General features: G+C 61.3%; 25 protein-coding genes and 1 pseudogene. 13 read left to right on the top strand and 13 right to left on the bottom strand.

Annotation, left to right across the window (positions count from 1 at the left end):
- Window positions 1-258: 258 nt before the first annotated feature.
- Entirely contained in the window at window positions 259-585 is a 327-nt protein-coding gene (gene fliE / locus GH657_RS01905) for a flagellar hook-basal body complex protein FliE (protein ID WP_153099135.1), read from the bottom strand.
- A gap of 11 nt (window positions 586-596) precedes the next feature.
- Window positions 597-872: a hypothetical protein gene (locus GH657_RS01900; RefSeq protein ID WP_220094826.1), complete on the bottom strand. Its 276-nt coding sequence runs from the start codon at window positions 870-872 to the stop codon at window positions 597-599.
- Between GH657_RS01900 and fliF the strand changes: the two genes are divergently transcribed.
- The 13 genes from fliF to fliR all read left to right on the top strand — a co-directional run bounded on the left by fliF (window position 863) and on the right by fliR (window position 12,514).
- Window positions 863-2,650, top strand: a complete 1,788-nt coding sequence (gene fliF, locus GH657_RS01895) for a flagellar basal-body MS-ring/collar protein FliF (protein WP_153099133.1) — start codon at window positions 863-865, stop codon at window positions 2,648-2,650. The two genes, GH657_RS01900 and fliF, sit on opposite strands and share 10 nt — an antisense overlap.
- Window positions 2,640-3,635, top strand: a complete 996-nt coding sequence (fliG, locus tag GH657_RS01890) for a flagellar motor switch protein FliG (protein ID WP_153099132.1) — start codon at window positions 2,640-2,642, stop codon at window positions 3,633-3,635. The genes fliF and fliG overlap by 11 nt, the downstream gene beginning before the upstream one ends.
- A complete protein-coding gene (gene fliH / locus GH657_RS01885) occupies window positions 3,628-4,293 on the top strand; it encodes a flagellar assembly protein FliH (protein ID WP_153099131.1) in 666 nt (221 codons plus the stop codon). The genes fliG and fliH overlap by 8 nt, the downstream gene beginning before the upstream one ends.
- Complete coding sequence (gene fliI / locus GH657_RS01880; protein WP_153099130.1) at window positions 4,287-5,849, top strand: flagellar protein export ATPase FliI; 1,563 nt, start codon at window positions 4,287-4,289, stop codon at window positions 5,847-5,849. The genes fliH and fliI overlap by 7 nt, the downstream gene beginning before the upstream one ends.
- Window positions 5,850-5,851: 2 nt before the next feature.
- On the top strand, window positions 5,852-6,301 hold the full coding sequence (gene fliJ, locus GH657_RS01875; protein WP_153099129.1) for a flagellar export protein FliJ: 450 nt from the start codon (window positions 5,852-5,854) through the stop codon (window positions 6,299-6,301).
- A gap of 51 nt (window positions 6,302-6,352) precedes the next feature.
- A complete protein-coding gene (locus tag GH657_RS01870) occupies window positions 6,353-7,777 on the top strand; it encodes a flagellar hook-length control protein FliK (RefSeq protein ID WP_174769847.1) in 1,425 nt (474 codons plus the stop codon).
- A gap of 218 nt (window positions 7,778-7,995) precedes the next feature.
- Window positions 7,996-8,490 (top strand): flagellar basal body-associated protein FliL, encoded by a 495-nt coding sequence (gene fliL / locus GH657_RS01865; protein WP_153099127.1) that lies wholly within the window; start codon window positions 7,996-7,998, stop codon window positions 8,488-8,490.
- 69 nt (window positions 8,491-8,559) lie between these two features.
- Window positions 8,560-9,561 (top strand): flagellar motor switch protein FliM, encoded by a 1,002-nt coding sequence (gene fliM / locus GH657_RS01860; protein WP_153099126.1) that lies wholly within the window; start codon window positions 8,560-8,562, stop codon window positions 9,559-9,561.
- Window positions 9,554-10,060 carry a flagellar motor switch protein FliN gene (gene fliN / locus GH657_RS01855; protein WP_425495723.1) on the top strand — a complete coding sequence of 169 codons (507 nt, stop codon included), beginning with the start codon at window positions 9,554-9,556 and terminating at the stop codon, window positions 10,058-10,060. Before fliM ends, fliN begins: the two co-directional genes overlap by 8 nt.
- Window positions 10,057-10,641, top strand: coding sequence for a flagellar biosynthetic protein FliO (gene fliO, locus GH657_RS01850; RefSeq protein WP_153099125.1), 585 nt, complete (start codon window positions 10,057-10,059; stop codon window positions 10,639-10,641). The genes fliN and fliO overlap by 4 nt, the downstream gene beginning before the upstream one ends.
- Window positions 10,642-11,442: a flagellar type III secretion system pore protein FliP gene (gene fliP / locus GH657_RS01845; RefSeq protein ID WP_153099124.1), complete on the top strand. Its 801-nt coding sequence runs from the start codon at window positions 10,642-10,644 to the stop codon at window positions 11,440-11,442.
- 15 nt (window positions 11,443-11,457) lie between these two features.
- Complete coding sequence (fliQ, locus tag GH657_RS01840; protein WP_153099123.1) at window positions 11,458-11,727, top strand: flagellar biosynthesis protein FliQ; 270 nt, start codon at window positions 11,458-11,460, stop codon at window positions 11,725-11,727.
- 4 nt (window positions 11,728-11,731) lie between these two features.
- Complete coding sequence (fliR, locus tag GH657_RS01835) at window positions 11,732-12,514, top strand: flagellar biosynthetic protein FliR (RefSeq protein ID WP_153099122.1); 783 nt, start codon at window positions 11,732-11,734, stop codon at window positions 12,512-12,514.
- A 150-nt stretch (window positions 12,515-12,664) separates the two neighbouring features.
- Here fliR and flgL read toward each other — a convergent pair whose 3' ends face one another.
- The 11 genes and pseudogenes from flgL to flgC form a co-directional block, all read right to left on the bottom strand.
- Window positions 12,665-13,888 carry a flagellar hook-associated protein FlgL gene (gene flgL / locus GH657_RS01830; protein ID WP_153099121.1) on the bottom strand — a complete coding sequence of 408 codons (1,224 nt, stop codon included), beginning with the start codon at window positions 13,886-13,888 and terminating at the stop codon, window positions 12,665-12,667.
- 11 nt (window positions 13,889-13,899) lie between these two features.
- Window positions 13,900-15,897, bottom strand: coding sequence for a flagellar hook-associated protein FlgK (gene flgK, locus GH657_RS01825; RefSeq protein ID WP_153099120.1), 1,998 nt, complete (start codon window positions 15,895-15,897; stop codon window positions 13,900-13,902).
- A gap of 253 nt (window positions 15,898-16,150) precedes the next feature.
- On the bottom strand, window positions 16,151-18,886 hold the full coding sequence (locus GH657_RS01820) for a YadA-like family protein (protein ID WP_174769846.1): 2,736 nt from the start codon (window positions 18,884-18,886) through the stop codon (window positions 16,151-16,153).
- Between the two features lie 644 nt (window positions 18,887-19,530).
- A complete protein-coding gene (gene flgJ, locus GH657_RS01815; protein WP_153099118.1) occupies window positions 19,531-20,511 on the bottom strand; it encodes a flagellar assembly peptidoglycan hydrolase FlgJ in 981 nt (326 codons plus the stop codon).
- 12 nt (window positions 20,512-20,523) lie between these two features.
- Window positions 20,524-21,639 (bottom strand): annotated as a pseudogene (locus GH657_RS01810) (flagellar basal body P-ring protein FlgI); the annotation flags it as partial.
- 44 nt (window positions 21,640-21,683) lie between these two features.
- Window positions 21,684-22,391: a flagellar basal body L-ring protein FlgH gene (gene flgH / locus GH657_RS01805; RefSeq protein WP_153099116.1), complete on the bottom strand. Its 708-nt coding sequence runs from the start codon at window positions 22,389-22,391 to the stop codon at window positions 21,684-21,686.
- A gap of 102 nt (window positions 22,392-22,493) precedes the next feature.
- Window positions 22,494-23,282: a flagellar basal-body rod protein FlgG gene (flgG, locus tag GH657_RS01800; RefSeq protein WP_153099115.1), complete on the bottom strand. Its 789-nt coding sequence runs from the start codon at window positions 23,280-23,282 to the stop codon at window positions 22,494-22,496.
- A 54-nt stretch (window positions 23,283-23,336) separates the two neighbouring features.
- Window positions 23,337-24,101, bottom strand: a complete 765-nt coding sequence (locus GH657_RS01795) for a flagellar basal body rod protein FlgF (protein WP_153099114.1) — start codon at window positions 24,099-24,101, stop codon at window positions 23,337-23,339.
- Window positions 24,102-24,112: 11 nt separating this feature from the next.
- Window positions 24,113-25,351 (bottom strand): flagellar hook protein FlgE, encoded by a 1,239-nt coding sequence (flgE, locus tag GH657_RS01790; RefSeq protein WP_153101590.1) that lies wholly within the window; start codon window positions 25,349-25,351, stop codon window positions 24,113-24,115.
- Between the two features lie 105 nt (window positions 25,352-25,456).
- Window positions 25,457-26,179 carry a flagellar hook assembly protein FlgD gene (locus tag GH657_RS01785; protein ID WP_153099113.1) on the bottom strand — a complete coding sequence of 241 codons (723 nt, stop codon included), beginning with the start codon at window positions 26,177-26,179 and terminating at the stop codon, window positions 25,457-25,459.
- Window positions 26,180-26,269: 90 nt separating this feature from the next.
- Window positions 26,270-26,704, bottom strand: coding sequence for a flagellar basal body rod protein FlgC (gene flgC / locus GH657_RS01780; RefSeq protein ID WP_153099112.1), 435 nt, complete (start codon window positions 26,702-26,704; stop codon window positions 26,270-26,272).
- Window positions 26,705-26,742: the final 38 nt, after the last annotated feature.

The raw sequence follows: 26,742 nt of genomic DNA, 5'->3' as shown, positions 1-26,742 counted from the left end.
GCATGCCACATGCGCTGCGGGACAGCTTCAATCCGCGCGTTTTTCTTTTATTCATTGCGGAAAACCACGGCTTCACCCGATGAGCGCGAACGCTAGCGCTACGCCGTCATGACAACGGCGCCCAGCAAGGGATGAGCAGCGGAATGCCACAAGAGAACACCACCGTGATGACCCCAATGCGATAACACAGGTGATATCGCGGATCACACCGCAGGTCATGAAACACGCCAACATGCCAACATGCAAATACACGAACGCTCAAACGTTCATTTGCATGATTTCGTTATAAGCGGAGACCAGTTTGTTACGCACCTGTAAGCCAAACTGAAAGCCGATACCCGCTTTTTGCATATCCACCATGACGTCATTGAGCGAGACATTCGGCGAACCCACTTCAAACGCCTTCGCTTCGCTCATCGCGTGTTTTTGGTCGCCGCTGATCTTGTCGAGCGACGCTTTCAGCAGCGAGGCAAACCCGCCGGACTGCGTTGCATCTGACGCTGTGCCCGCCCCTCCTGCCGCCTGCGCCGCCATCGCGCGAATCTGCTGCAAGCCAGACGACAGGCCATCAATCGGTACGCTCATGATCTCTCCAGTCAACGGCCGGCAAAGCTGCCAGCCGCAGAAAGCATAGCAATGCCGCTCCAGTCAAAGCCCCGAAAGTAGAGGGAAAACCGGCTTCTGTTCGACAGATCGGGGACGAGCGCGCTGCGGATAATCGCCAGCGTGGAAGTCTCTGTCCGCGCGAGCGCCGTACCGCTGTACTTGTCGCCTGTCATCAACACCACCCGCCCAACCAGGGTGAGCGGCACACGCCAGGCTTCCACCGCCGCACTCAAGGTATTCCGGAGAAACCCGCAGCATGGATTCATCAGCTAACCCGCTTGTCACCCCCGACGCCCGCATGGGCCTCGCCAATCCGTCCGCCAGCGGCGTGGCGGACTTGGGTGGGGCGTCTGGCGGAGGCTTCGCAGGCGGTTTTTCGCAACGGCTGTCATCGCTCACGCCGATGCGCGGCAATCCACGCACGCCGCTCATCATCGCCGCCGCGTTTTGCATCGCGGTTATCGTCGCGCTCGTGCTGTGGTCGCGCACGCCCAACTACAAGGTGCTGTACAGCAACGTCTCGGATGCCGATGGCGGAGCCATCGTCGCTGCGCTGCAACAGGCCAACCTGCCCTACAAGTTCAGCGATGCCGGCAGCGCCATCCTCGTGCCCGCCGATCAAGTGCATGAGATGCGTCTGCGCCTCGCCGCCCAGGGGTTGCCGAAAAACGGTTCGGTGGGCTTTGAGCTGATGGATAACCAGAAATTCGGTATCAGCCAGTTCGCCGAGCAAGTCAATTACCAGCGCGCCCTCGAAGGCGAGCTGCAACGCACCATCGAATCCATCTCCACCGTGCGTTCGGCGCGAGTCCATCTGGCGATCCCCAAGCCGTCCGTGTTCGTGCGCGAGCGCGAAGCGCCATCGGCTTCGGTGATGGTCAACCTGTATCCGGGGCGCACGCTCGACGAGGGCCAGGTGGTCGCGGTCACGCATATGGTGGCGGCGGCCGTGGCCAATCTGCCGGTGCGCAACGTCACGATCGTCGATCAGGACGGCAACCTGCTCACGCAAGCGGGCAACGCCAGCGGGCTTGACGCCAGCCAGCTGAAATACGTGCAGCAAATCGAGCGCAACACGCAGCAGCGCATCGACGCGATCCTCGCGCCGCTGTTCGGTGCAGGCAATGCGCGCTCGCAAGTCAGCGCCGACATCGATTTCTCCCGCATCGAACAAACCGCCGAAACCTATGCGCCAAATGGCAACCCGCAGCAAGCATCGGTGCGCAGCCTGCAAACCAGCGGCTCCACCGAACAGGCACGCGCCGGGGCCTCAGGCGTACCCGGCGCGCTGTCGAACCAGCCGCCGCAACCTGCGTCAGCGCCCATCGACGCCGCTACCGGCCCGAACGCGGCCTCGGCAGCGGCCATGATTCCCGTGAGCGAACGCAAGGACGCCACGACCAATTACGAACTCGATAAAACCGTGCGCCATATCGAACAGCCAATGGGTGGGATCAAGCGCCTGTCCGCTGCGGTGGTGGTGAACTATCAGCGCCACGTCGATGCAAAAGGCCATGCGACGCTGCAGCCCCTGTCGGCTGACAAGCTGGCACAAATCCAGCAACTGGTGAAAGACGCGATGGGCTACGACGCCAAACGGGGCGATTCGGTCAACGTGGTGAACAGTGCCTTCACCGCCGACACCGATAGCGGCATCGAGCTGCCGTGGTGGCGTCAGCCGGACATGCTCGGGCTGGCACGCCAGGTGGCCACCTACGCCGGGATCGGAGCCGTCGCCCTGTTTCTGTATTTCGTCGTGCTCAAGCCCGTGCTGCGCCGGACCTTTCCGCCTGGCGCGGCGCCCGCGGCCAACCCGGCGCTGGCCCAGGACGATACGTTGCAACTCGATGGCCTGCCGCCCAAACCGCCCGCGCTGGCGACGGCGGGCAACGAGGTGGACGACGGCATCAATAACTCGTTGCTGTCATTCGAAAGCGAGAAGCACAAGTTCGAGCGGAACCTGGAATACGCGCGCACCATCGCTCGCCAGGATCCGAAAATCGTAGCCACTGTCGTCAAAAACTGGGTGTCAGATGAACGCTGAAGGCGTGATGAAGAGCGCGCTCCTGCTGATTTCGCTCGGCGAGGAAGAGGCGGCCCAGGTTTTCCGGTTTCTCGCGCCGCGCGAAGTGCAAAAGATCGGCGTAGCGATGGCCGCGCTGAAAAACGTCACGCGCGAGCAGGTGGACGAGGTCTTGCACGAGTTCGTCAAGGAAGCGGAGCAGCACACTGCGCTGTCGCTCGATTCGAGCGACTACATCCGCACCGTGCTGACCAAGGCGCTAGGCGAGGACAAGGCAGGGGCGGTGATCGACCGCATCCTGCAAGGCAGCGACACCAGCGGCATCGAAGGGCTGAAGTGGATGGATTCGGCGGCAGTGGCCGAACTCATCAAGAATGAGCATCCGCAGATCATCGCCACGATCCTCGTGCACCTGGACCGCGATCAGGCATCGGAAATCGCCGCCTGTCTCGCCGAGCGTCTACGCAACGATGTGCTGCTGCGCATCGCCACGCTCGACGGGATTCAGCCCGCCGCACTGCGCGAACTCGATGACGTGCTGACGGGCTTGCTCTCGGGCAGCGATAACCTCAAGCGCAGCCCGATGGGCGGTATCCGCACGGCAGCGGAAATTCTCAACTTCATGCCCGGCAATCACGAAGAAAGCGTGCTGGAAAACGTGCGGCAGTACGACGCCGAACTGGCGCAAAAAATCATCGACCAGATGTTCGTCTTCGAGAACCTGCTGGATATCGAAGATCGCGGCATCCAGTTGCTGCTGAAAGAAATCGATTCGGAAGCGCTGATCGTCGCCCTCAAGGGTGCCCCGAGCGCATTGCGGCAGAAGTTTCTGTCCAACATGTCGCAACGCGCCGCCGAGCTGCTTACGGAAGATCTCGATACACGTGGCCCGGTACGGGTCTCGGATGTCGAAACCCAGCAGCGGCGCATTGTGCAGATTGCCCGGGATCTGGCCGAAAGCGGCCAGATCGTGATCGGCGGCAAGGCGGAAGACGCTTATGTCTGAGCGCGCGCCCAACGGTGAAGCCAGCCTCTCGGCGTATCAGCGCTGGGAAATGGCGTCGTTCGATCCCGCGCCACCGCCAGCGGTTGATCCGCGCGTGTTCGAAGCCGAGTTGCAACGGCAGCGCGACGAAGCGCATGCGCAAGGGCTGGCAGCGGGCCACGTCGCAGGCCAGGCACTGGGATATCAGGCAGGTTACGAACAGGGCGTGGCGCAAGGTTTTGCAGAAGGCCAGGCGCGCGCGCACGCGGAAGCGGCGCAACTGGCGACGCTGGCGCAGAACTTCAGCACCGCGCTTCTGACGTTGCAAGACGAGGTGGCCCGCACGCTGTGCGCGCTTTCGCTGGAGATCGCGCAGCAGGTGGTGCGTCAGCATGTGCAGCATGACCCCACGGCGCTGCTGGCGGCGGCGCGCGAAGTGCTGGCGGTGGAGCCTGCGCTCAGCGGCTCACCGTATCTGGCGGTGAATCCGGCTGAGCTGCCCGTGATCGAAGCGTATTTGCACGACGAGCTGCAAACACGCGGCTGGAGCGTGCGCACCGACGCCGCCATCGAGCGCGGCGGCTGCCGTGCCGGAGCGGCCAGCGGCGAAGTGGACGCAACGCTCGGCACGCGCTGGGAGCGCGTGACGGCGGCACTGGGAAAGGCGAGCCCATGGTGACGCTCGAGGACATTCAGAGCAGCGATATGACGCCCCTCGAGCGGGAGCTGGCGCTGGCTTCATTCGGCTTGCCTGAGGCCGAGATCAACACATTGAGCGCATCACCGGCAGCAATATCATCCTCGCCTGCGTCCAACTTTAACTTCGGCTCACCTGAGGCGAACGTTCCGCGCACAGACAATCCACACACCGAGGCATGGCTGGCCGATCTGCAAACATGGCGCACGCGCAGCGCACTAGCCCGCCCACTCCGTCCTTGCGGACGTCTGACACGCGCCGCAGGCCTCGTCCTCGAAGCCATCGGCTTGCGTCTCGCGGTCGGCTCGGAGGTCATGATCGAGCTGCCTCCTGGCAGCCTGCATGCCAGCGCTGAAGCGGAAGTCGTCGGCTTTGCCGGTGAACGTCTGTTCCTGATGCCTACAACCGAGGTCGCGGGCCTGCTGCCTGGCGCGCGAGTCTGGCCGCTCGAAAACGCGCCCATCGCCAACCTGCATGCCGGAGCCAAGCGCCTGCCGGTTGGCTGGGGGCTGCTAGGCCGGGTGCTGGATGCCTCCGGGCGGCCTCTCGACGGCCTCGGGCCACTCGCCACGCAACTCGATGCACCGCTTAGCGCGGCGTCGATGAACCCCCTGCACCGCGAGCCGATTCAGCACGTGCTGGATGTCGGCGTGCGCGCGATCAATGCGCTGCTCACGGTCGGACGTGGTCAACGCATGGGGCTGTTCGCGGGCTCCGGGGTCGGCAAATCGGTGCTGCTTGGCACGATGGCGCGCTACACCAGCGCTGAAGTTATCGTGATTGGCCTGATTGGCGAGCGTGGCCGCGAGGTGAAGGAATTCATCGAACAGATTCTCGGCGAGGAAGGACTCGCGCGCTCCGTCGTGGTAGCCGCGCCAGCTGATGTATCGCCCTTGCTGCGGATGCAAGGCGCGGCCTATGCCACCTCGCTCGCCGAATACTTCCGCGATCAGGGCAAGCACGTATTGTTGCTGATGGATTCGCTCACGCGTTACGCGATGGCGCAACGCGAGATCGCGCTCGCCGTGGGCGAGCCGCCCGCCACCAAGGGTTATCCGCCGTCGGTATTCGCGCGCCTGCCTGCGCTCGTCGAACGCACCGGTAACGGCTGTGCCGGGAGCGGCTCAATCACCGCGTTTTATACCGTGCTCACCGAAGGCGACGATCAGCAGGATCCGATTGCCGACGCAGCACGCGCGATTCTCGATGGCCATATCGTGCTGTCACGCGCCCTGGCTGAAGCTGGGCACTATCCGGCCATCGACATCGAAGCCTCCATCAGCCGCGCCATGACCGCGCTGATCGACGACGCTCACCTGGAAAAAACACGCCTGTTCAAACAAATGCTCTCGCGCTATCAGCGCAACCGTGACCTGATCAACGTGGGCGCTTACGCCAGTGGGCGCGATGCGTTACTGGATCGTGCCATCGCGCTCTACCCCCGGATCGAAGCATTTTTGCAGCAGGGTTTTCGTGAGAGCGCCGGGTTTGCTGCAAGCCTGGCCTCACTCGATGCGCTCTTCGCAACAGGAGGCTGACGATGGCCCCGCACAGTCCCATCAAGATGCTCATCGGCCTGGCCCAGGACGATGTCGACAACGCGGCGCAAAAACTCGGCCACGCACAACGCGAGCGCAGCGAGGCGCAAACGCAGCTCGATGCGCTGGTGCAATACCGCGACGAATATCACGCGCGCTTCACGGCGAGCGCGCAAGCGGGCATGCCTGCGGGCCAGATACGCAATTTTCAGGCATTCATCGACACACTCGATCAGGCCATCAGCCTGCAACGCTCGCAGTTAGCCGCCGCCTGCCAGCGCGTCACGCTGACACAACCGAAATGGCAGCACTGCAAGCAAAAATTGGGCTCCTATGAAGTGCTAGAGGCGCGTGGCGAAGCGGTACTTGCCATGCGCGAAACCCGCCGCGAACAACGCGATGCCGACGAATACGCCGCTCGCATCTTTCGTACCCGAACCGATGAGCGCTAAAGCTAAGGCTAGCGCTTGTATTTTCTTGCTGTTTCGATGACAGGACTCGTGATGTCACCTCTTTCACTTTTACATGGGCTCATGGATTCGACGAAATCGTCGGGCTCATCGGGAAAATCAGCCGATAGCAGCGCGACCTCGTTCGCCCAGACGCTGCAGCAAAACATCGATGCGCAATCGGGTGGCGTGCATGCCATCACGCCCGTCGACAACACGTCATCCGGCGCCAGCCGAACGGCTAGCGACAAAGGCAACGCCGCGGCGAAAAAAGCCGCTGCCGAGGCGAACGCGACCGCACAATCCGGCGCAGAGTCGGCGTCCGATAAACCCGTGACGCAGGGTTCGGACAACTCGGGCAAAGCAGACAAGGCAAACGCAGCGAACGGTTCCGGCGCGGCTGCGAACGCCAGTGAAAACACCGAAGCAACCGCTGCGGCAAAAGCCCAGGCCCAGGCCCGGGCAAACGCCGAAGCGCTCGCGCTCAGCGCCGACGACATTGCCCGCGCCCTGGCCGAGGCCGCAGCAGCCGTCACTGGCGATGGCACGGTGAAAGACGCCGATGCGGCAAGCAAGAACGGCACGGCATCATCGGCTGCGGTTTCCGCGGACCCGTGGCAAGCCGCACTGGCCGCGCTCGCCGCGAGCCAGCCTCCCGTTCCAGTCGCTACGCTGGTCCCACCGTCTGTTGCAAACGCAGCGGGCGCCATGACGAACGGCAGCGCCACCGATGCCACCTCGAACCTCAGCCAGAGCCTGGTGCCCGGCGGAATCACGCCAGGCGCTAGCAAAGCGCTGTCAGGCGCACGTTCCGCCACCGACGCACGGCACAACAGCACGGCGGCCCTCGCAAGCACGGACACGCTCACCCCAGCGGCGGCACCCACCCCGCATCACGATGAAGCCAGCCTGCTGCAACCCTCCGCGGCCACGGATGCGAATGCCATCGAAACCCTGGTGGCCACGCCATCAGGCGCAACCCATGCCTCCACGGCTGCTGCCGCATCTCCTGCCGCCGCAAGCGCCAGCAACACGACGATCGCGCCTCGAGTCGGCGCCCAAGGCTGGGACGAGGCCCTCAGCCAGAAAGTCGTGTTCCTCTCGAATACACGTCAGCAAAGCGCCGAGCTGACCTTGAACCCGCGTGATCTGGGCCCATTGCAAGTGACGCTTCAGGTCAGCGGCAATCACGCGCACGCGCTCTTCGTTTCGCAGCATCCGCAAGTGCGCGAAGCCATTGAAGCCGCCTTGCCGCGCCTGCGCGAAGCCATGGAAGCCGGTGGCTTAGGGCTGGGTAGCGCCAGCGTCAGCGATGGCTTCGCCCGACAAAACGGCCAGCAAGCCCATGAAGGCCAGAGCGGACAAGGCGGCGGTCGTCACGCCCGCGACACCGGATCGGAGGCGTTTGGCGAGCCCATTAACAGCGCTGTCACGACAGTGACGCGCCGCACTGCGGGACTCGTCGATACCTTTGCCTGAACCTGCGGGCAGGTTTTTCCGCGGCTGCCCGGTGTCAGTGCGCCTTGCCCGTGCCTTGCCCGTGCCTTGTCCAATAATGGGCGAACATTCGCGCAATACGTGCCAGACGAGCCGCTCAAGCAGCGAGATAGCCGCAAATCTGCCTTCTTTTCCACCCATCGCGCAGGTGCTGTTGCGCCAATAATTCACCCTATCCGCATTCCGACAAGCACGTCTCCATGGCCACCACCTCAGCAGACCAGTCCGCCGCTCCCGCGCCACCCAGGCGTCGCGCCCGGCTCTTTCTCGTGCTGCTGCTGATCGTCGTGCTGCTCGGCGCAGCAGGCGGCGGCGCGTGGTACTTCATGAACCTGCAACAAGCGGCCCCCGAAACCGCCGCCAAGGCACCGCCTCCCGTGCCGGTGTTCTTCCCGCTTGAGCCGATGACGGTCAACCTGCAATCCGACGATGGTCAACCGCACTATCTGCGCATTGGCCTGACGCTCAAGCTACGCGATGCACATACCCAAACCCAGCTCGCCGAGCGGATGCCTGAAATCCGCAGCCGCATCCTGCTTGCATTGTCGAACCAGCATCCCGATGGGCTCGCGCCGCTGGATGGCAAACGCGCGCTCGCCAAGGAGCTGGCCGCGTTAATCGCACAGCCCACCGAAGCCAGCGGCAAACCCGCCAACGTCGACGAAGTGCTATTCACCGAATTCGTCGTGCAATAACACGCACACCCAGTAACGGCAGCGCCGCAGCACGAACCATCAACCCCGCAAGGGATGCAAGGAGCCGGAGTGGGCCACGAAGAATTCATGTCCCAGGAAGAGGTCGATGCCCTGCTCAAAGGGGTGATCGGCGACAGCGAGACGCATCACACCGAGGCTGCTGAAAAGCCCGGCGTGCGCCCGTATAACCTGGCGACACAAGAGCGTATCGTGCGTGGGCGGATGCCGGGCCTTGAGATCATCAACGATCGCTTCGCCCGGCTCTTTCGCCTGGGCATCTTCAACTTCATGCGCCGCACCGCGGAGATTTCCGTAGGTGTGGTGAAGGTGCAAAAGTACAGTGAGTTCACCCGCAACCTGCCGATTCCAACCAATCTGAACCTGGTTCACGTCAAGCCATTGCGCGGCACATCGCTCTTCGTGTTCGATCCGGATCTCGTGTTTTTCGTGGTCGATAACCTGTTCGGCGGCGATGGACGGTTTCATACCCGCGTCGAAGGACGGGACTTCACGCTGACCGAGCAGCGCATCATCAGCAAGCTGCTGAATCTCGTGTTCGAGCATTACACCGCAGCCTGGAAAAGCGTGCGGCCGCTACAGTTCGAATTCATGCGCTCGGAGATGCATACGCAGTTCGCCAACGTCGCCACGCCCAATGAGATCGTGATCGTCACGCAGTTTTCGATCGAGTTCGGTTCAACCGGTGGCACGTTGCATATCTGCATGCCGTATTCGATGATCGAACCGATCCGCGATGTGCTGGCGTCGCCGCTTCAGGGCGAATCCGCCGATGTCGACCGGCGCTGGGTGCGGGTGCTGTCGCAGCAGGTGCAGACCGCCGAAGTCGAGCTCACCGCCGATCTGGCGCAAATCCCCGTGACGTTCGACCAGATTCTGAACATGCAAGTGGGCGATGTGCTGCCCGTCAACATTGCCGAACACATCGTGGCGAAAGTCGATGGCGTGCCCGTCATGGAATGCGGTTACGGCATTTTCAATGGCCAATACGCGTTGCGGGTCCAAAAGATGATTAGCGCAGCCGACACAATGAAGGAAGGTGGATATGAGTGAGATCAATACTGAACCAGGCATCGCCTTCCCACCACCCGAATTTCAGGCCGAAACCGAAACCGGCATGGCAGCGGCCACCCTGTCGGGCACGACGGCCGCTGAAACCGCGAGCGCCCCAGGCGCCGCCACCGACGACTGGGCCAGCGCGCTCGCCGAGCAAAACAATGGCGTCGAGGTCAACCCGTCCGCCGCAGGCGTGTTTCAGCCGCTATCGAAAGTAGCGAGTGCGTCCACGCGCAACGATATCGACATGATCCTGGACATCCCGGTCCAGATGACAGTCGAACTCGGGCGCACAAAGATCGCCATCCGCAACCTGTTGCAACTTGCGCAAGGCTCGGTGGTTGAGCTCGATGGGCTCGCGGGTGAGCCCATGGATGTGCTGGTCAACGGCTGTCTGATCGCGCAGGGCGAAGTGGTGGTCGTCAATGACAAATTCGGCATTCGCTTGACCGATATCATCACACCTTCCGAACGCATCCGAAAACTCAACCGATGACACTGCTCCCGACCTGTCTGCGCCGTCCCCTCCACCTTGCGCATCACGTCGTGCAAGGCTGGTTCCTGACGTTGCCCTTCGCCAGCGCAGCGTTAATCACGCTCGCGCCCGCCCATGCACGCGCCGCCGACATGGAGGCGATCAACCATCCGGCGCAAGTCGCTTCCGCCGTGGGTGCGGGCGCGGCGGTGCCCGGCGTGGGGCTGGGCTCGATCCTGCAGACCATCACCGCGCTCATCATCATGATCGGCGTGCTGTTCGGCGCCGCATGGCTGGCGCGGCGGCTGGGTTACAAACCGGTGCCGCGCGGCCGGGTGCTGAAAACGATTGCGCAAACCACACTCGGCGGCAAGGAGCGCGCGGTCGTGCTCGAGATCGGCGAGACGTGGCTCGTGCTGGGTGTTGCCCCCGGCAACGTGCGCCTGCTGCACACCATGCCCGCCGATCAGCCGGTAGCCGAGCCGCTGCCGGCAAGCGGCGCCAACGATCCTCTCAGCCGCGCCTATGGGCAACGCTTTCGTGATGCGCTCAAAGGCGAGATCGGCAAGCGCTTTCATTCGCGTTCCGGCGGAGACCAGTAAATGCAGCGGGCCCGCCGTTTTCTTGCGCTGTCGCGCCTGCTGCCAGTGCTTAGCCTTGCGGGCCTGGTGCTAGTCCTGGTGCTGGTCCTTGGCCTGACCCTGCCCGCGCTGGCCCATGCGCAGGCCGGTGGTTTGCCGGCCTTCAATGCCAGCCCGGGCCCGAATGGCAGCACCACCTATTCGCTGAGCGTGCAGACGATGCTGCTGCTCACGATGCTGTCGTTTCTGCCCGCGATGGTGCTCATGATGACCAGCTTCACGCGCATCATCATCGTGCTCTCACTGCTGCGTCAGGCGCTGGGCACGGCCACCACACCGCCCAACCAGGTACTCGTCGGACTCACGATGTTTTTGACGTTCTTCGTCATGTCGCCGGTGCTCAACAAGGCCTACACCGAAGGCTACAAACCGTTTTCCGAAGGCGCCTTGCCGATGGAGCAGGCGTTCGCGCGTGGCATCGCGCCCTTCAAGAGCTTCATGCTGCGGCAAACCCGCGAGACCGATCTGGCGCTGTTCGCGGGCATCGCGCATGCCGAGCCGATGCAAGGCCCCGAAGACGTACCGCTCTCGCTGCTGGTTCCGGCGTTTATCACGAGCGAGCTGAAAACCGGCTTCCAGATCGGTTTTACGATCTTCATTCCGTTTCTGATTATCGACATGGTGGTGGCCAGCGTCCTGATGTCGATGGGGATGATGATGGTGTCGCCCTCCACCATCGCCTTGCCGTTCAAGCTCATGCTGTTCGTGCTGGTAGATGGCTGGCAATTGCTCATCGGCTCGCTGGCGCAAAGCTTTGTCTGACGGCACATCCGCACGATGACACCCGAATCCGTCATGACCCTGGCCCACGAGGCGATGTATGTCGCCTTGTTGCTAGCCGCGCCGCTTTTGCTGGTCGCGCTGGTGGTCGGGCTCGTGGTGAGCCTCTTTCAGGCCGCAACGCAAATCAACGAAACCACGCTCTCGTTTATCCCGAAGCTACTGGCGCTCGCCGTCACCATGGTGCTGGCCGGGCCGTGGATGCTCTCGACCATGCTCGACTACATGCGCCATATGTTCACGAGCGTGCCCGGGTTCGCGCATTAAAGCGATGTTTTCGGTCACCTATGCCCAGCTCAATGCCTGGCTCAGCGCGTTTCTCTGGCCTTTCGTGCGCTTGCTGGCACTCGTCGCCACCGCACCGCTGCTTGGACACCGTTCCATCCCCGCACGCGTCAAGCTCGGGCTTGCGGCATTCGCCACGTTGATCGTCGCGCCCACGCTGGGGCCCATGCCCGACGTAACGGTTTTCTCCACGGCGGGGGTCTGGATTCTCGTCAACCAGGTCTTGCTGGGCGCAGCACTCGGTTTTGCCATGCACATCGTATTCGCGGCCATCGAAGCGGCTGGCGAAATCATCGGGTTGGGCATGGGTCTGGGCTTCGCCACGTTTTTCGATACCCAGGCGAATGGCTCAAGCGCGGTGCTCTCGCGCTATTTGCACACCATTGGGCTGCTCACGTTTTTAACGCTCGATGGACATTTGCAGCTCATTAGTGCGCTCATTGCTTCGTTTCAATCGGTGCCGGTATCCGCCAACCTGTTGGGCACGGCGGGTTGGCGCACGCTAGCCGCCGCAGGTGGGACGATTTTTTCAACGGGCTTGTTGCTGGCATTACCGGTGGTCACCGCATTGCTCATCGCCAACCTGGCGCTCGGCATTCTCAATCGTGCCGCGCCGCAAATCGGCATCTTTCAGATTGGCTTTCCTTTGACGATGCTCGTTGGGCTCCTGCTCATCCAGCTGATGACGCCCAATATGATTCCGTTTTTCGCCCGCATGTTTGAAAGCGGCATTGAGCATATGGGACGCATCGCGGCTAGCTTCAGCTGAAAAATCCGCACGCTGGACAGTATTTGAAATGAGCGCGTGAGCGCTTTTCTGTCGCAGGCGTGACGCACACGCCGTCCAACCAGGTTTAAACAGGCGAATGCCCTGGAAAGATCAGGAAAGATCAGAAAAGGCCAGGGCACCCTGCGCGAATTAATTTCCCATGTAATTGAACAGCGACATGCCCTGAATTTTCATAAAGCCTTGCTGCGCGGCCTGCAACGCGTATTGCGCCAGCGAGTATTGGCTGATCGTCGCCGTCAGGTTGGTGGTCGTGAGATCTGCGAGGCTGCTTTTAGTCTGCAAGACGCTGGCTTGCGTCACCGTCTGAAGCGCCTGCACTTCCTGCTCTCGGCCCCCCACCGAGGCCTGGACGGTCACCACGTTATTCATCGTGTTCTTCAGCTTGCCCATCGCGCTGCTTAACGCATTGGTCAGGTTCGCCACGGCTGCCGCACTGCCCGTCGGGGTTTGCAGCGCGGACACGATGTCATCGATATTGGCGAAGACATCCGTACCGGCCTGGGTGGCAGGCGTCACGGTAAAGCTGTCGCCCGCGGCAGGTGTGCCACTGATCGTCACGCTCTGGCCGCCCAGCGTGATGCCGGCGCTCGAGGTATAAGGCTGCGCTGCGCTAACAACACCCGTGCTTTGATCGGTCACCGTGTAAGTGATAGCGGGTGCGGTGCCCGCGAACGTAATCAGATAGGCATGCGCATTGGCGGGATCTCCCGCGTTGTTAGTGCTCACGCCGCCAATCGCACCATTGCCGGTATTGGCGGGATTGCCCGCCGGAATCGACGTGGTGCCCACCGCCGCGACGCCGCTAAACACTGTGACACCGTTATCGCTCGACGCGATCTGGCGGGTGTCAGATACCTGAATATCGCGCGAGCCCGTGTCGCCGGTATAAATCACCGCGCCGCTGGCATCGACGGAAAACGGCTGGGCCGTGGTTTTGAACCCCGCGAACAGGAAGTTGCCTTGAGGGTCCGTGGCATTGGCCAGCGTCATCAACTGGTTGCGCAGCCCCTGCAGCTCGGTTGCGATCGCACTGCGGTTGCCATCGTTGAGCGAACCATCTCCCGCCCGCACCAGTAGCGTGTTGATGTTTTGCAGCACGCTGCTGACTTCGCCGAGCGTGGTGTCTTCGCTTTGCAGCGAGGCGAGAACCGTGTCCTGGTTGCGCGAATACTGCGCCAGCGCCGCCCCCTGCATGCTGAGCTGTACCGCCTGCGCTGCCCCAAGCGGGTTATCCGAGGGCGTACTCAGGCTCACCCCCGTCGCAATCTGCTGATACAGCTGCCCTAAAACGCTTTGCTGCTCGCTCATCGAGTTCACGTTGAGCGAGAAAAATTCACTGGTCGACATACGCATGATTCAACGCCTCACTGAAAGATGCCGAGCAACGTCTGAAACAACGTGGAGGTGGTCTGAATCACCTTGCTGTTGGCCTGGTAAAGCTGCTGGTATTTCAACAGGTTCCCCGCTTCCTCATTCACGTTCACGCCCGATACCGATTGCTGGGCGCTGGTGATTTGCGTCACGAGCGAAGCCTGGGCCTTGCTGGTGCCTTGAATCAGGTTGGTCTGGTTGCCGATCCCATTGACGTAATTGGCATAGGCGCCCGTCAAGGTCGAGGTGCCACCGTTGAGCACAGTGGCATTGACCAGGTTCGACATGGCCTGGGCATTACGACCGTCGTTGCCGCCGCCCGTGTTCGCGCCAATCGAGAACGTATCGCCATTCGCCGGGCGCCCGCTCAACGTGAAGCTCACGCCATTCATCGAGCCTGCGGGTGCAGGAGTCGTCGCGCTATTGATCGTCAGTGCCGCGCCCGTGGCTGGGTTATAGGGCACAGGGGTGCTGCCGGTGGCGTCGATCGTGATGGTCGTAGGCGGGGTGCCCGCAATCGTCACCACCGAATTCGGCGGAAAACCGGTCATCTGCCCGGTCGCCGAATCGTAGGTCAGCTTGACCGGCGCCGAGGGGAGCGCATAACCCGCCGTCACACTGCCCGCCGTGATCGTGCCGCTGCCGCTATTGGTTGCGCCCGCGCTGGCGAGTACCGGCGAAGCCGCGGCAATGGCCGAGCCGTTCGTGGTGGCCAACCCAAAACCATTGAGTGCGCCGCGTGTCGGGGCAATGGTGAACGAATCTCCTGCGGCCATCGTGCCGCTCACGTTGAACTGCATCCCGCCGATGGGGTTGGTCAAATCGCTCGCGGTACCGATCACCTTGCCGCTGGCCTTGTCCGTGAGCGTGTATAACGCGCCGTCGTAAGACAACGTGTAATCGCTCGTCGGCGGCTGGGAAGGGTTGCTCAGGCTCGCGGCCAGCGTTGCCCCGCCGGTGTTTTTCTGGCTGGCATACACCAGCGGCTCGCCCACCGTGAACAACGCTCCACCCGGATTGCCCGACAAATCGATGCCCAATGCGTTTTGCGCATTGACCTGGGCCGCAAAACTCACGGCGATGGCACCCAGTTGCGCCTGCGCGGGATCGAGCGTTTCACGGCGAAACGCCAACAGCCCGCCAAGCGTGCCCCCCGTGACAAGCTTGTCGGGCAGCGTCTGCGGTGCGGGAGCGGGGTTGGCGCCTGCGAGGCCAAGATAGGTGACGGACAACTCGGTCGGATCAGACTCCGAGGTCGCCACCCCCAGGTTGAAGCTTTTTTCGTTGGCAACGAGCGTTTGCCCGTTGCTCATGAAAATGTTGTAGCTCGTGCCGCTTTGCACGACTTGCACACCCGTGAGCTGGCTCAGCTTCGACACCGCCAGATCGCGCTGGTCAAGCAGCTGGTTCGGCGGCTGGCCACCGGTGCTGCCAGCTGCGATCTGTTCGTTGAGTTTGGCGATTTGCGCGCTGTAGCTGTTGATCTGCGTGATCGTGTCACTCAACTGCGTGTTGACGGTCTGGCGTAACTGGCCGTATTGCTGACCCGCCGCATTGATCTGGTTGGCGAGTGTTTGTGCGTTGCTAATCGCCGTCTGACGCGCGGCCTGGCTGCCCGCATCGTTGGCCACGCCTTGCAGGCCCGTGAAATAACCCGTGATCGCGCTCGAGATCCCTGCGGTCGGACTGCCGACCAGATTATTCAGTTGAGCGATCAGCGCGTAGTAGGTCGACGATGCCCCACTATTCGTTTGCGCGAGGTTCAACTGATCGGTCAAATACTGGCTGTACTGGCGCTGCACCGTCGTGACCGAAACGCCCTGCGGCATATAACCCGAACCGCTATACAAGCCTGCCGTTTCCTGAAAGATCGGACGCTCCACCGAGTAACCCGGCGTTGCCGCATTGCTGATGTTCTGGCCGGTCGTCGTCAGGCCCCACTGGGCTGCGTTAAGACCACTAAGGGCAATATTGAACAGGTCGCCTGGCATGCTTCATCCTGATGGGCCGCCGCTCAAATCGGCCGCCATGTTGCGGGAACAGACGTGATATCGGCAGGCTGCCCAGAAAGTTAAGGGGTTGATAGACCGTTTTGTCCATCTGAAGCGAAAAAACCCGCGCAAAAAAACAGCGTCCATGCCTGCTTCGGCATGGACGCTGTCTTCGGCTCTGCAGTGATGGATTGCAGCTTCAGTTCAGCCGTTCACTGCTCACCATTCACCCACGCGGGGAACGGCAACAGACTCACCATTGATACGATGCACCGCCGCCAACCGACGAGCCCGACGCACTGAGGCCCGCGCCCACTTTCACCTTGATATTGGGGTTGACGCGCGCCGAGATCCCCAGCGCTCCGGCCTGGTAACCGCGGTAATTCGCGGTGCTCACGCCAACCGCGATGGTGCGTCCCAGATCGACATCGGGAATCATCGTCAGCGCGGTGGCCGCTGCCACGCCCGCGTAAGCGTGGCGCGCGACGCCCGCGAGCCCTTGCTGGTACTGCCGCAGATTGACAGCATCCGTAGGTTGCTGGGCATCGCCAACGTGCACGATGCGGCGTTCGTTACCCGCCGCGCCCACGGACACCGTATTGGCCTGATCCGCCACCGAACCATTGCCCAGCGCGACCGATCCGGCTTCTGTCGCCACAGCGGGCCTCTTGCCGATGGCGGCATCCACGGGCCCTTCCGCAATAGATGCGGAACCCGTGGTCATCGTGTTCTGCACCACACCCGTCAAGGTATCCACGCGTTGGTTCGTCCTGAAGAGTTGTCCGCCGGTCACCGCATCGGTGCTGTTAGCCGACAGTTCGCCGTCATCCAGATGTGTCAGCTTGACCTTCGAGCCGCCCGCATTGCCGAATGTGACCTTGTCATGCGCCGCTGAATCGTATTGCACGGCATTGAGGGCGCGCCCCCCGCCCGTGTTGACGGTTGTCTGCAACGTGGTGATGTCGCTGCTATTTTTGCTCACGCGTCCGTCGAGCTGGCTGAGCGCGTCACCCACGTTATTGAGCGTCGTACCGCCCAGCGTGAATACCGGCTTGCTGAACGTGCCATCGGGATTGACCGCCGCGCCACCGCCCATCATCGCAGCCATGCTGCTGGCATTGGCATACAGTTGCGCACCGTTGATCGCCTCATCGCTAGCCGCACTGACGCCGCCTGCGCGAACCCCGGCCAGCACGCGGCTTCCCGCCGTGCCCGCGAAATTGATACGCGTGCCATCCGCCGTCGCACCCACAGTGATATCGCGGCTCACCGGGTTTTGCGCCACGATCCCGAGACCCGCACCGTTGATCTGCGTTGCCAGCGAAGACACGCTGTTATCAAGCGCACCGAGCGCCCCGTCGACCGAGGTTTGCTGGCCACCCTGCACGGTGTAAGTCGGCGAGTGGAACGCGCCATTGGCATCGAAACCTGCCCCACCGCCCAACGAGGCCGCCACACCCTTGAGCTGACCGACGTTGGCCGCAGACGTATCCGCCTTGCCCGCCATCACGCCGGTTAGCTCACGCACGCCCGCGATACCGGAAAAATCCACCGCCTCGCCGTCCAGCGCGCCCGCCACGAAGAAGTTTCGGCTCACCGAATCTTGCTGAATCAGGCCATCCTTGCCCCTGCGGAGTTTGTCCACAGTCGAGTTGAGACGGCCAACGTCCTGGTTGGTGCTGAAGAGTTGCGCCCCATTGACCGCATCACTGCTGTCCGCCGCCAACTTGCCCGCCCCGAGATTGGTGATCACGGCGCCCGTCGCGCCACCGCCCAGCGTCAGCTTGTCGTGAGCGGAAGAGTCGTACACCACGGCATCCGGCTGGCTCGCTCCTGCCGCCGCGTTCAGCGCGGCGCCTATGTTGTTATACGTGCTACCCGCCACCGTATAGGCAGGCGCCTTGACGCTACCGCTCGCATCCAGCGCGGCCCCGCCGCCGAGCGCTGAAACCACGCCTTTGAACTGGTCAACGTTCACGGCATCATGGGCCTGCGTGCCCGCCGCCATGTTGATGATTTGCCGCTGTACGGTGGCGTTGCCAACGGAAACTACGCTCTCCCGGTCAGCCAGCGAATTCGTCCCGAGCGCAATTGCGTTTGCAGCTGACGTCAGAGCTTTCGTCCCTAACGCCAGTGAGTTGACGCCGTTCGCGGTAGACCCGGTGCCGATGGCCAGCGAGTTCGCGCCAACCGCATTGGCCAGCTTGCCGATCGCTACAGCGCCAACTGAGCCCAGACCCGTTGTCGCCATCATCCCGATTGCCGTTCCATCCTTATCGACCACGGTCGCATCTCGCCCAAGAGCGGTTCCGTTGTCCATGTTCACCGCAGCGCCAATCCCGACGGCCATGGAATACGAGCCTTTCACTGTAGATCTGGGCCCGATTGTCATCGAATTCGTGACGCCGGTTGTGATGTTGGTGGCCCCGCCATCAACATTCGTGCTCAACATCATGAAATCCGACAACGGTGGAGGCGATGCGGCCAGCATATGCGCGACAGGTGCACTTGCCGCCGGGCGCGAGAAGCCGGCCGTCGCCGCATCGGCCAGGGCTTTCGTGCTGTTCGCCACGGCAGGCGAATTGGTCACGGCGCTCTTCAGATTGCCTGTCACCGTGCTGGGCGCGGGGTTTTGAGCTGCGTGTTGAGCCGTGCGTTGAGCCGTGCGTTGAGCCGCATGTTGAACCGTATTGCCGGCTTCCGTCGGGTGATAGCCCGGCACATCGCTTTCGTTGCGGGTCTCGGTATAGCCGCCGGAGGAATCGTCGCTTACATCGCTCGCCCATGCATCGTTGGAAGCAACCCCAGCCATACCGGATGCAAGCGCTATGGACGTGGCAAGCGCCACGCGTTTTTTCCGGCTGTGACGATCGGCGTCTTTGTTTTTGTCTTTGCCAGGACTGCCCTCTGAACCCGCCTTGGCCAGTTCCGACGCGACAGCCCATGTCTGTGTTGCAGCGCTCCAGATCGTCCGGTAAATCCTGTTCACGTTATCGTCTCCAGAAAAAGTGAGAAGTGGTTCAAACCCATCCATCCCACTATCTCTGGCAGACCTCACCCGGCCCAATAGGACTTCTCCTAAGAACCCATGAAAAGATAAAATTAGCTTATTTCTTTAACCTCAAGCCGAAAGAGATCAGGCATTTCCAGGAAATTTCACGACACTATCCCTGAGACTTTACCTAAGAATTCAACTTAATAAATTCATCAGGAAAAGTTCTTAAAAAAAGTAATTAAATAACACCTGGCTGACACAGAAATATATATGTCGCATTTTTTACAGACATCATTCCTGCTTTATGGCATCAGGTCCACCATAGGCAATGACATCAATCCATTCCAAAATCCTCAAGCCCTGATAATTTAATCAAAATGAATAATAACGCTGGCGACCCGAGCACCTGGAAATATCGTTTTTCTTAATGAATTAATGGCATTATTTTCTGGCCAAAAATATAAAATTCTCACATCCGGAAACAGGCCTAAAACACATCTCTCTGGCTTCTGTACAAGATGCCTCGACACGGGGCGAGCCAACCCGATTGAAAGATAAATTTAGCCCAAACCCCTCAGTGCTCCGCCGTCAAAAAAGCGGCCCGGAGATGAACAACCCGCCCCAAACTCGTGCGGGTTTCACCCCAGCTTTTGCATGATCGAAATCAGTTTTCTGGCGTACTGCGGATCCGTGGCGTAACCCGCCCGCTGCATGCCATGCGCAAAACCATGTACGTCCTGGCCCGCGTCCAGCACCTGGGCGTAGCGCGGATTGTTCTTGAGCAAACTGGCGTAATCCGTCATGGCTTCGGCATATGAGCCATACGCACGGAATTTCTCCACCGTGCGGCGCGGCTGGCCGTTCACATATTCGGTCGTCGTCGTAGCGACAGTCGGCCCACTCCAGCCCTTACCTGCTTTAATGCCGAAAACGTTGTGGCTCGTCGAGCCATCGGTGCGCATGATTTCGCGCTTGCCCCAGCCTGATTCGAGCGCTGCCTGGCCGACGATAAAACGTGCGGGAATGCCCGTCGCGGCACTCGCGCTTTGTGCCGCACCCGCCAGCTTGTCCACGAAAGCCGTGACATGCGGTGCGGTATCGCCGCCAAGCGTGGCGCCAACGGCAGGGGTGAGCGCGCTATTGGCCGAATAACCTTTGCCCTGGACCATGCCCGATGCGCCCAATGCATTCGTTGCTGCCGCATTGCCATATGCCTTGGCGAGAGCATTCATCGCCGCGACGTTGCCTGCGTTGGTATCGCCCATCGCCCCATCGGCTCCAGCCGTGCCCATCGCACCGCCTGCATTGCGCATCAACTGTTTGAGCATCGCATCGGCCACGCCGACGCCTTTGGCCGACATCTGCTGCGCGAGCTGCTGATCCAGCATCGAGGTGTAGGCCGCGCTATCGCGCGAATCGAACGGGCCCTCCGATGGCGTTGCATCACGCATGCTCTTGAGCATCATCTGCACAAACACCGCATCGAACTGCTTCGCGGCAGCCTTGATTCCCGCTTGCGGTGACGCAACGGCTTGCGCGCGCATTTTGGCGAAACCTTGCACATCGAGTGCAAAACGCTGGCTTAGATCATTGGCAATTTGATTCGGATCGCTGCTCATCGCGTGCCTTCGTTAGATGATTTCGAGGTCGGCGCGCAAAGCGCCTGCGGCTTTCATCGCCTGCAAGATCGACATCAGGTCGGCAGGCGTCGCCCCCAATGCGTTCAGCGCCTTCACGACCTCAGCCAGATTGGCACCAGCTGTTACATACCTCAGCGCGCCGTTGTCCTGCTTCATCTGAATCTGCGATTGCTGCGCCACGACTGTTTGTCCGTTCGAGAATGCGCCGGGCTGGCTCACCACCGGTTGCGTATTGATCACCACCGAGAGATTGCCGTGTGCAACCGCACAGTTTTGTAGCGTCACCATCTGGTTCATCACGATCGAACCCGTGCGCGCATTCAGGATCACCTTGGCTGAGGCTTGGGCCGGCTTCACATCGAGGTTCTGCAGTTGCGCCATGAACGCCACCTGCTGCGCCGCATCGGCCGGGGCACGCAGCTGGATCGTGCGGCCATCGAGCGCATTCGCCGTGCCCTCGCCAAACGTGCGATTCACCGCACCCACAATGCGCTGTGTCGTGTCGTAATCCATCTCGTTGAGTTCGAGCTGCATCGTGCCGGCTTGCGTGACCATCGTGGGCACCGCGCGCTCGACAATCGCGCCGCCCGTAATACGTCCGGCGGCCAGTTGATTCACCTGCACCTTGCTGCCGTTGGCGCTCGCGCCCGCGCCGCCAACGGCCAGATTGCCCTGCGCCAGCGCATACACCTGGCCGTCGGCGCCCTTGAGCGGCGTCAGCAGCAGCGTGCCACCGCGCAGGCTCTTGGCATTGCCCAGCGACGAAGCCGTGACGTCAATAGCTTCGCCAGGGCGTGCGAACGGTGGCAGCTTCGCGGTAACCATCACCGCCGCGACGTTCTTCAGTTGCATGTTCGACATCGAACCGCCGCTCCCATTGGCACTGGCGTTATTAATCGAGATGCCGAGGTTCGCCAGCATGTTGGCGAGCGTTTGCGTCGTAAAGGGCGTTTGCATCGTCTGGTCACCCGTGCCGTCGAGACCGACGACCAGGCCATAACCGATCAGCGGGTTATCGCGCACGCCCTGAATCGACACGAGATCTTTCAGCCGCTCAGCCTGTGCACCGGTTAGCGGCGCGAACACCAGCGCCGCCGCGAGTGCGGCTTTAAAAAGCGGCGAGCGCAAACGCGCCCGCATCGGGCTTGGGATCACCATGGCGACACATTCAGAAAGAAACGCTGCAACCAGCCCATGTTCTGGCTCTCGTCGATGTAACCCTTGGCGGAATATTCGATCTTCGCGTCAGCAACCTGGGTCGAATACACCGAGTTGACCCCGGAGATGGTGTTCGGATTGACCACTCCGGAAAAACGCACGAATTCATTACCCTGATTAATCAGCATCTGCTTTTCACCGCTCACGACGAGGTTGCCATTCGGCAAGACATTCGTGACGGTGACGGTAATCGTGCCGTTAAATGTATTGGAGGCATTCGCGCCACCGTTCGCCTGGAACTTGTTCGCGCCGGTGGCATCGAGGTTGGCCCGGCTAAAAAAACCGGGCAGGAAACCCGCTGTCGGCACGGCCAGATTGGTGCTGCCCTGACGATTGGTATTGGCTCCCGACGATTTGGTCGCGTTGACGTTTTCCGCAATGACGATGGTCAGGATGTCGCCAATGTTGCGCGGGCGCTGGTCTTCGAACAACGGCCGCCCAGCGTAGCCCGGGTTGTAAATCGAGCCAGGCGTCTGGGCTTGTGGCGGAATGGGTGGCGCAGCGGTCATCGGCTGCTGGATGATCGGCTCTTTCGGCACGAGACCACAGCCGCCAAGCAGGCCCGCCAGCAGCACGGAAAGCGCCAGCCGCTGGACGAAATACGGCCTGATGCGCGCTGCCGTGGAATGAAAGTACGACATAAACCCTACCTGTGTGCTGATGCTTTTGCGTCTTTTGCGCTCGCAGCGGCGGTCCTTCGGGCTCGTACGCTGCTTGTGTTGGGGCATGCCCAAGCCCACCGCTCAAGCCTGCATCTGGGTCAGCGTTTGCAGCATCTGGCCTGATGTCGTCACCGCCTTGCTGTTGATCTCATACGCGCGCTGAGTCTGGATCATGTCCACCAGCGCCTGCACCACATTCACATTCGAGGCTTCGACATAGCCCTGATTCAGCGAACCCGCGCCATTCAAACCCGGCTGCGACACATTGGGAGGGCCCGAGGCGGTGGTTTCGACGAACAGGTTTTCACCCCGGGCTTCAAGACCCGCCGGATTGATAAACGTCGCCACCTGGAGCGAGCCAATCTGCACGCTATTGCTCGATCCCGCCTGCGTGACCGACACCACGCCATCGCTGCCAATCGTCAGCGACGTTGAATTTTGCGGCAGCGTAATCGCGGGCAGCACCTGGTAGCCGCTGGACGTGACCAGTTGTCCTTGCGCGTTCGTCTGAAACGAACCATCGCGCGTATAGGCATTGGTTCCATCGGGCATCAACACCTGAAAAAAACCCTGACCGTTGATCGCCACATCTTTTGAATTGCCGGTTTGCTGCAGGTTGCCCTGGGTATACAGCCGCTCCGTGGCCACTTGCTGCACCCCGGTGCCAACCTGAATACCGGAAGGCAAATCGGTTTGCTGGGTCGAATTCGCCCCCGGCTGGCGCGTGGTTTGATACAGCAAATCTTCGAACACCGCGCGTGATGCCTTGAAGCCATTCGTGCTGACGTTGGCCAGGTTGTTCGAGATCACGTCCATCTGCGCTTGCTGCGCATTCATCCCGGTGGCGGCGATATAGAGTGAGCGGTTCATGGTTTTCCTTGTCCTTCAGTCAGGCATCCAGAGGGTTCTGGCGGCATCCGCGGTTTAGTTGACGCTCAGCAGCCGGTTAGCCGCCTGGTCGTTCTGAGTGGCCGATTCAAGCAATTTGGTGTGCATCTGGAACTGGCGGGCATTGGCAATCATCGCAACCATGGCTGCCACCGAATTCACATTGCTGCCCTCAAGCGATTTCGGTACAAGCACAACGGCGGGGTCCGCTTCAGCGGGGTTGCCATCAGCAAGACGAAAGAGCCCATCGTCGCCGCGTTTGAGCTGTGCCGGCTCTGGATTCACCAGCTTGAGCTGATCGACGATGGCGATAGCCGTTGGCGGGTCGCCTGGCACAAGCGCAGACAACGTGCCATCACTGCCGATCGTCACTTGCGCACCTTGCGGCACGGCCAGTGGTCCACCCACGCCCAGCACCTGAAAGTTTGCCGCGGTCACCAGTTGGCCGTTTTGATCGACATGCAAGTTGCCTGCCCGGGTGTAGGCTTCGTTACCATTGGCATCCAGCACCGAGAGCCAGCCTCGCCCCTGTACCGCGACATCCAGCAGGTTGCCGGTCTGCTCGATTGGGCCGGAGGTGAAATCGGCGCCAGGCGTCGAGGCCAGCACAAAGGTACGGGTCGTGTCCGCTGCCGCGTCAGGTGAGCTGCCATCGCCAAAGCCCATCGGCACCGCACGAAATGCCGCGAGATGCGCGCGAAACCCGGTGGTCGACACATTCGCCAGGTTGTTCGCCACTACAGCTTGCTGCTCCAGCGCCTCGGAAGCCCCAGTCAGCGCGGTGTAGATCATCCGGTCCATGATGTCGCCGCTTACAGGTTGATCAGCGTGTTATCGACAGCCTGCTGCGTCTTGATTGTCTGCGCGTTCGCCTGGTAATTGCGTTGCGCCGTGATCAGATCGACGAGCTGGTTAGTCAGGACGACATTCGAGTTTTCCAGCGCGCCGCCCTGCAAGACCCCATGATTGGTGCTGCCCGGCGCGGAGATTTGCGGCACCCCCGACGCCGAGCTTTCGGCATACTGGTTGCCGCCGAGGTTCACGAGGCCGTTCTGGTTGTTGAAGTTAGCCAGCACGACCTGGCCTAACGCCGTCGTGCGGCCATTCGAATATTTGCCCATCACCACGCCATCGTCGCCGATGGCAAACCCGGTGAGCTGACCCGAGGCAAAGCCGTCCTGATCCTGGTTATTGGTTCCGTTCTTGCCACCAAATTGCGTGGTGCCTGTGATGTTCAGCTTCAGATCTTGCGGCGTCACCGAGCCATCGCTGTTTGGCACGGAAAAATCAAACGTCAACGCGTCCTTTGTCGGATTCCCGGAACTATCCGCCGTGCTGACAAGCCTGCCGGAAGTATCGAACTTGGCGCTACCGATCTTCGCCGTCGTGCCGCTTGCCGCACCCGCATAGACATCCCATGCGCCCGTCGCGGTCTTCACGAAGTACATGTTGACTTGCTGCGAGCCACCGAGCGTGTCATACACCTGCACCGTCGTCGGATAGTTGTAGCTCGTCGGATCAGTCGGGCTGAAAGTGGTGGTAGCGGGCAGATCGTCTTGCGCATTCAGGTTATAGACACCGGTAATCGTGCCTGTGGCGACAGGCGCGATATTCGCCGTGGGAATGTTCAGTGGCACCGTTTGCGCGGTGTTGATGACCCCGGCCGCATTCGCTGCATAGCCCATCAGTTGCAAACCCGAGCTATTGACGATGTAGCCGCTCTTGTCGAGCTTGAACGACCCATCGCGGCTATACGTCAACCCGCCGCTGCCTGACATCTGGAAAAAGCCATTGCCGTTGATCGCTACGTCCAGCGCCTGGTTGGTCGTGTTGATCGTGCCCTGTGTGAACTGCTGGTCGACCGACGCTAGCCGTGTGCCGAGACCGATCTGGGTATTCACGGTCGTCGCCACCGAATTGGCATAGACGTCGGCGAATTTCGCATCCCCTTGTTTAAAACCTGTGGTGTTGGCGTTAGCGATGTTATTGCCAATCACATCGAGATCGTTTGACGCACCGGCCAAACCACTCAAACCTTGCTGATAACCCATGATGATCTCCGTGTCAGGATCGTCGTCGCCGACGTTGATGCATGAATGCGTGACTGCATGACTGCATGACTGCATGACTGCATGACTGCCTAAAAAGCCCGGCGCTTAAAGAATCGCGGCGACGCCATTCAACCCGATCGTGCTGCCGTTCGACAGCACCAGCCCCGCAGTGCCATCGGCCTGCCGCACGACACCCAGCACCTGGGCTGCGGTCAGCGTGGTCGGCACGCCCGTCTTGCCACCAATCGTCGCGCTCGAGGTAATGGTGTAGTTGCCATCCGGCAGCGGATTGCCCGCATCATCGATCGGCGTCCAGGCCACGGGAACCGTACCGGCTTTCAGGTTGCCGAGATCGAGTGTCTTGACGATCTGGCCCGCTGAATTCCTGATTTCAATCTTGACGCTGGTTGCGTCACTGGCCAGTTGCACGCCAACAGGCGTGGCCTTGCCATCTGCCACGGCCATGGCGTTGCCCGGTGTCAACACAACGCTTTGCTTCAGCGCCGCCGCCTGGGTTTGCTGCCCCGCCGTGAGCTGCGTCGACAGCGAAGCCAGCGAAGCATTCAACTGGCCGATGCCGGTGACGGTGTTGATCTGAGCAATCTGCGAGGTCATCTGCGAGCTGTCCATCGGATTCGTCGGATCCTGATTTTTCATCTGCGCCATCAGCAGTTGCAAGAAAGTGTCTTGCAGATCAGCCGGCGAATTGCCCGCCAGCGTGTTGCTGCCCGCACGGGTACCGGTGCTTTTGTTCGTACCATTCATCGTGTCCAGCAACTGCTCCGACACGGCCGCGCCGTTGCCGCCGATGGTGGTTTGGGTTGTCAATTCAGTCTCCTCAAGGGCTGCGGGGCGGATGCAAGGCGTGGAAAAACAGGAAAAAGCCGGGACTCGGGAAGGCGGCGCTCAGGCACTCACTCAAGCGCCGGAAGTGCCGATCGTGAGGGTCTTCGCCATGAGCTGCTTAGCGGTGTTCAGCGTTTCGACGTTGGCCTGGTACGAGCGCGAGGCAGAGATCATGTTCACCATCTCCTGCACCGGATTAACGTTGGGTTGCGTCACATAGCCCTCGGCATTGGCTGCCGGATTGCCGGGCTCGTAGGAAGTCTTCATGGGTGACGGATCGTCGATCACGCGGCTGACACGCACACCACCGACCTGCTGTCCCGACTCGGTGTAGCCTCCGCCCGCAGGTTGCACCGCGAACACCACCTGCTTGGCCTTATAGGGTTTGCCGTCGGGGCCGGTGACGCTCTCGGCATTCGCCAGATTCGATGCCACCACGTTGAGCCGCTGCGATTGCGCCGTCAGTGCTGAACCTGCGACCTCGAAAATACTCGTCATCGTTGCCATGATTACCCGCTCCTTGTCCTGTGTTCACACCGTGCGCG

The sequence above is a fragment of the Paraburkholderia hayleyella genome (assembly GCF_009455685.1).
In the GTDB taxonomy this organism is placed as follows: domain Bacteria; phylum Pseudomonadota; class Gammaproteobacteria; order Burkholderiales; family Burkholderiaceae; genus Paraburkholderia; species Paraburkholderia hayleyella.
Note: the sequence above shows the minus strand (reverse complement) of the source record. Positions and strands in the feature narration are given on the sequence as shown.